Source organism: Devosia sp., assembly GCF_017307565.1.
In the GTDB taxonomy this organism is placed as follows: Bacteria; Pseudomonadota; Alphaproteobacteria; order Rhizobiales; family Devosiaceae; genus Devosia.
This window is the reverse complement of record NZ_JAFKHD010000154.1, coordinates 1-5,651: the sequence shown is the minus strand read 5'-3', so window position 1 is coordinate 5,651 and position 5,651 is coordinate 1. Positions and strand designations below refer to the sequence as shown.

At 62.2% G+C, this 5,651-nt stretch carries 5 protein-coding genes; 4 read left to right on the top strand and 1 reads right to left on the bottom strand.

Features of this window, described 5'->3' with window-relative positions:
- Positions 1 to 116 precede the first annotated feature (116 nt).
- From J0I64_RS04210 to J0I64_RS04195, 4 genes are all read left to right on the top strand, one after another.
- Complete coding sequence (locus J0I64_RS04210) at positions 117 to 1,058, top strand: sugar ABC transporter substrate-binding protein (RefSeq protein ID WP_291406357.1); 942 nt, start codon at positions 117 to 119, stop codon at positions 1,056 to 1,058.
- Positions 1,059 to 1,137: 79 nt separating this feature from the next.
- Positions 1,138 to 2,262, top strand: coding sequence for an ABC transporter permease (locus tag J0I64_RS04205; RefSeq protein ID WP_291406356.1), 1,125 nt, complete (start codon positions 1,138 to 1,140; stop codon positions 2,260 to 2,262).
- Positions 2,263 to 2,265: 3 nt separating this feature from the next.
- Positions 2,266 to 3,048 (top strand): ATP-binding cassette domain-containing protein, encoded by a 783-nt coding sequence (locus J0I64_RS04200; protein WP_291406355.1) that lies wholly within the window; start codon positions 2,266 to 2,268, stop codon positions 3,046 to 3,048.
- Between the two features lie 53 nt (positions 3,049 to 3,101).
- Positions 3,102 to 4,229 carry a Gfo/Idh/MocA family oxidoreductase gene (locus J0I64_RS04195; protein ID WP_291406354.1) on the top strand — a complete coding sequence of 376 codons (1,128 nt, stop codon included), beginning with the start codon at positions 3,102 to 3,104 and terminating at the stop codon, positions 4,227 to 4,229.
- On the opposite strand, the gene J0I64_RS04190 is transcribed toward J0I64_RS04195, so the two are convergent.
- Positions 4,226 to 5,341, bottom strand: a complete 1,116-nt coding sequence (locus tag J0I64_RS04190) for an NAD(P)-binding domain-containing protein (RefSeq protein WP_291406353.1) — start codon at positions 5,339 to 5,341, stop codon at positions 4,226 to 4,228. The two genes, J0I64_RS04195 and J0I64_RS04190, sit on opposite strands and share 4 nt — an antisense overlap.
- Between the last annotated feature and the right edge of the window lie 310 nt (positions 5,342 to 5,651).

Sequence of the window (5,651 nt, the reverse complement as noted above, 5' to 3'; positions counted from 1 at the left end):
CCTTTTCTATTGACCAATCTCCCCAAAAATGGAATGTTTGTTTCGAAGCGAATACAAAATAGAACGTCTGGGCTATTTGGGTATTTCGCTCACAAGGGAGGAAATCGATGAACATTCTGACGAAGGGCCTCGCGGCCTTGTCTCTCGCTGCTATCGCGCTGCCAGCTGCCGTCATGCCGGCTGCCGCCGAAGGCGAACGGTTCGTGCTCGTGTCCCACGCACCGGATTCCGACAGCTGGTGGAACACCATCAAGAACGCCATTGCCCTGGCTGGCGAACAGATGGGCGTGACGGTTGAATACCGCAATCCGCCGACCGGCGACCTTGCCGACATGGCCCGCATCATCGAGCAGGCCGCGGCGTCCAATCCGAACGGCATTATTTCGACCATTGCCGACTTCGACGTGCTCTCTGGCCCCTTGTCCAACGCTGTTGCGCGCGGCATTCCGGTCATCACCATCAACTCCGGCACCATTGAACAGTCCAAGCAGATCGGCGCTCTGCTCCATGTCGGCCAGCCTGAATATGACGCTGGCCACGGGGCCGGAGAAAAGGCGAAGGCTGCTGGTGTCACCAGCTTCCTCTGCGTCAATCACTACATCACCAATCCGGCTTCGGTTGAACGCTGCCAGGGTTTTGCCGATGGACTCGGCATTGCGCTGGGCAATCAGATGATCGACGCCGGCCAGGACCCGGGTGAAATCCAGTCCAAGGTCGCCGCCTATCTCCAGACCAATCCCAATACCAACGGCATTCTGACCCTGGGCCCCACCTCTGCCCATCCGACCATTGCCGCCCTGGCTGCCAACGGCAAAGCCGGCTCGATCTTCTTCGGCACCTTCGACCTCTCGGACGAAATCGCCAAGGCGATCAAGGATGGTACGATCACCTTCGCCATCGACCAGCAGCCGTTCCTGCAGGGCTATCTGCCGGTCGTTATCCTGACCAATCTCGCACGCTATGGCGTGGTGCCGGGCAACTCGATCAATTCGGGTCCGGGCTTCATCACCAAGGACAATATCGGCCTTGTTGAGAAATACGCTGGTCAGTACCGCTGATCCCTAAGAGCTCGGGGCCGCTTTGGCGGCCCCGGTTGCAAGTGGGGCCCAAAATCCCCTTTAGCACAAGGTAAGCAAAATGGTTGAGCAACCTTCGGGTGCTGTGGCCGCAGACGAGCGCATCCAGCGCCAGTCGGCCCTGCGCCGGGCTTTCGTGCGCCCCGAATTGGGCGCCATGACCGGAACGGTCCTGGTATTCATCTACTTCGCCATCGTCGCTGGCGGCACCGGCATGTTCGCGGCCGATGGCGTCATGAACTGGGGCGTGGTCTCTGCCCAGTTCGTCATCATCGCGGTTGGTGCCTGTCTTCTCATGATCGCCGGCGAGTTCGATCTTTCCGTTGGTTCGATGATCGGGTTTGCGGGCATCGTCATCGCGCTGCTCAGCGTGCATCTGGGCTGGCCCATGTGGGCGTCCATTATTGCCGCCTTCATCGTCGCCATGCTTATCGGCATGGCCAATGGCTACCTCGTCATCAAGACCGGTCTACCGTCCTTCATCGTTACGCTGGCCTCGCTCTATATCCTTCGTGGTCTCACGATCTATTTCGCCATCGCCACCACCCGTCAGACCATTATTGGCGGCGTGCGTGAGGCCGCAGCCGGTGACTGGTTGGCCCAGCTCTTCGGCGGCAAGATCTTCGGCTTCTTCTTCACCTGGCTCGCAGATATGGGGTGGATCGCGACCTTCCAGGCCGGCAACAAGGCGGGACAGCCTGTGGTCGATGGCATTCCCATGCTCATGGTCTGGGCCGTCGCCCTCGTCATCTTCGCCCATATCCTCCTCACCCGAACCCGCTTTGGTAACTGGATCTATGCCGCCGGCGGCGACGCCAGGGCCGCCCGCTATGTCGGCGTTCCGGTCGATCGGGTGAAGATCGCCATGTTCGTCTTCTCGGCCTTCTGTGCCACGGTCTTTGCCACCTGCCAGGTCATGGAATTCGGCTCCGCCGCCGCCGACCGCGGCCTCCTCAAGGAGTTCGAAGCCATCATCGCTGTGGTCATTGGCGGTGCGCTGCTCACCGGCGGCTATGGGTCGGTCATCGGCGCCGCGCTTGGCGCGCTCATCTTCGGCGTGGTCCAGCAGGGCCTCTTCTTCGCCGGCGTTGAAAGCTCGCTCTTCCGCGTCTTCCTCGGCGTCATCCTGCTCCTCGCGGTGATCCTCAATACCTATATCCGCCGCCTGATCACGGGAGAGCGCTGAGCCATGGCTGATACACCGCTTATCGAACTCATCGACATCAAGAAGCAGTTCGGCCCCGTCATCGCTCTCAATGGCGTCTCGGTCTCCGTCCTGCCCGGCGAGTGCCACTGTCTCCTTGGCGACAACGGAGCCGGCAAGTCGACCTTCATCAAGACCATGGCCGGCGTTCACCGGCCGACCTCGGGTGAAATTCGCATGAATGGTCAGAAGGTCGAGTTCGCCAATCCCCGTGATGCCATGGCCTCCGGCGTTGCCACCGTCTACCAGGACCTGGCGATGATCCCGCTCATGTCGGTGACCCGCAATTTCTGGATGGGTCGCGAACCACGCAAAGGCTGGGGACCGTTCCAGTTCCTCGACATGGAAAAGGCCAATCGCATCACTCTCGAAGAAATGCGCCGCATGGGCATCAACCTGCGAGAGTCCGATCAGGCCGTCGGCACCCTGTCCGGGGGCGAACGCCAGACGGTCGCCATCGCTCGCGCCGTCTATTTCGGCGCAAAGGTCCTCATCCTCGATGAGCCGACCTCTGCCCTCGGCGTCCGCCAGACGGCGAATGTCCTTGCCACTATCGACCGTGTCCGCAAGACCGGCGTTGGCATCATCTTCATCACCCACAATGTCCGCCATGCCATGGCCGTGGGCGACCGCTTCACCGTTCTCAACCGCGGCAAGACCCTCGGTACTGCCCGCAAGGGCGAGTTGAAGCCCGAGGAACTGCAGGACATGATGGCCGGCGGCGCCGAACTAGCCGAGCTCAGCGGTTCGCTGGGCGGCACGATCTAGCACAATCCGGGGCGCCGCCGGCGCCCCGCAAACCGCTTCTTGTCGAGGTAAGAATGACAGACACCATCGGCGTCGGCCTCATCGGCACCGGCTATATGGGCAAGTGCCATGCGCTCGCCTGGACCTCGGTAAAGCCCATCTTCGGTACGGGGCCTCGCCCGCGCCTCGTCCAGCTGGCCGAGGCCAATATCGAGCTTGCCAATCAGCGCGCCGAAGAATTCGGCTTCGCGCAGGCGACCGCCAATTGGCGCGATCTCATCGCCAATCCGGAAGTCGAGGTAGTCTCCGTCACCACCCCCAATGCCTTCCACGCCGATATGGCCGTCGCTGCCCTCGAAGCCGGCAAGCACGTCTGGTGCGAAAAGCCGATGGCCGTCGGTTTCTCCGAGGCGCAGCGCATGGAGGCCGTCGCCCGCAAAAGCGGCAAGGTTGCCATCCTCGGCTACAACTACATCCAGAACCCGCTCGTGCGGCAGATCGGCGAACTCATCGCAGCAGGCGCCATTGGTGAGGTCAATCACGTCCGCGTCGAGATGGACGAAGACTTCATGGCCGATCCCAAGGCACAGTTCTATTGGAAGAGCGAGGCCAGCTCCGGCTATGGCGCGCTCGACGATTTCGCCGTTCACCCCCTCAGCCTCCTGCAAAGGCTCTTCGGCAATCCCACCCGCGTATTCGCCCACCAGTCAAAGCCCTATCTCGACCGTCCGACGGCGGAGGGCGGCAAGCGGGCCGTGGAAACCTTCGATATTGCCAGCGTGCTCTTCGATATCGGCTCGATCAGTGGCGTGCTCACCGTCAATCGCTCCGCCTGGGGCCGCAAGGGCCGCATTGCCCTCCAGATCTTTGGCTCTGCCGGCAGCATCGTCTACGACCAGGAGCGAATGAACGAGCTGCAGCTCTATCGCGCCAGCGGTCCCGCCGCGGTCCAGGGCTACCAGACCATCCTCTCGGCCCCCGCCCACAAACCTTACGACCGCTTCATTCCCGCGCCCGGCCACGGTATTGGCTTCAATGACCTCAAGGCCATCGAGTGCCACGAGCTACTGCGAACCATAGGCGGCGAGAAGGGCAGGGTGATCGACTTCACCGCCGGCCTCGAGATCGAGCGCACTGTTCATGCCATGGCCCAAAGCCACGCCGAACAGCGCTGGATCGAACCCAAAAGGGCAGGGCACTAGCCCCGCTCGGCGTCCGCCGTCGCCTTCATTTCGAGAAACTGCGTCAATTCCTGGGCCGCCGCGCTGCCGGCCCGGTTCGCTCCGATCGTGGAGGCCGATGGGCCATAACCAACCAGATGCACGCGCGGATCCCGCGCCACCTGCGTCGCCAGCCGTCCCGTCATGGTGATACCGCCGCTTTCCTCACGCAGCTGCAGCGGCGCCAGGTGATCAAGCGCACTCCGAAACCCGGTACACCAGAGGATCACATCGACATCAAGACCAGCGCCGTCTTCCCAACGCACCCCATTGGGCACGATCTCGGAAAACATCGGCCTCCGCTCCAGCACGCCGCGCTCACGCATCGCCTCGATCGCCGGCGTCACCGGCAATCCCGTCACCGACACCACAGCCATCGGCGGCAGGCCGGCGCGCACTCGCTCCTCCACCATCGCAACTGCCTTGCGCCCCGCCTCTTCGTCAAACGGCCCCTCGCGAAACCGTGGCGGCGTCCGCGTCACCCAACTCGTCCGCGTCACCCTGGAGATTTCGTCCAGCAACTGGATCGCCGAAATCCCGCCACCGACGATCAGCACATGCTTGCCAGCGAACGCGTCGGCCGTCCGATAGTCCTTGGTGTGCAACTGCTCGCCGGCAAAGCTCGAGGCCCCAGGATAGTCCGGAATATAAGGCTTCTCCCAGGTCCCGGTCGCATTGATGATTCCGCGCACCGAGAACAGCCCGCGGTCGCTCTCGACCCGGAGCCGATCCCCGCGGTCACAGACGACACCGACTTTGGCCGGTCTCAGCACCTTGAGACCAAAATGCTCCTCATAGGCGGAAAAGTAGTGCGGCACTGCCACCGAGGCCCTCACACTGCCATCGGTGCCGGCAAACTCGGCAAAGCCCATGCCTGGCAGGTCATGCACCCGATTGACGGTACTGAGCGTCAGGGAAGGCCACCGATACTGCCACGCGCCACCCGCCTCTGGCGCCCGGTCGAGCACCAGAAAATCCGTCCCCGGCACGAATCCGAGCTGCTTGAGGTGATAGGCCGAGCTCAGCCCGGCCTGTCCCGCCCCGATCACGGCGATGTCGAGTTTGAGAGCGGCGCGAAAGGCTTGGTCGGTCAATTCTGCAAAACTCCGGCAGGTCGCCAACACTTAGGTGTCGTCTCCGCCCTCGGCAAGCTCCCACGCAACAGGCACCCAATGTGTTACGTTTGTGGGCAATATGTTAACGAATGCCGAACCAGTTCGCGTGAATCCGTCCACTGCGCCAAGGCATGCTCGAAAGGGCAAACCTCCCGGAATGCATAGCTCTCACGCGGATTTTTTAGCGAAAGAATCCTTGACGGGGCGAGTCAACGGTTCTAAACAGCGCCTACCTTAGCGGTCGGTCGTGATTGTCACACCGGGTCCCTGCCACCTAGCGCGGGAATCC

Coding starts and splice junctions, on each gene's coding strand:
- J0I64_RS04205 (WP_291406356.1), top strand. CDS start 1,138: ATGGTTGAGCAACCTTCGGGTGCTGTGGCCGCAGACGAGCGCATCCAG.
- J0I64_RS04200 (WP_291406355.1), top strand. CDS start 2,266: ATGGCTGATACACCGCTTATCGAACTCATCGACATCAAGAAGCAGTTC.
- J0I64_RS04195 (WP_291406354.1), top strand. CDS start 3,102: ATGACAGACACCATCGGCGTCGGCCTCATCGGCACCGGCTATATGGGC.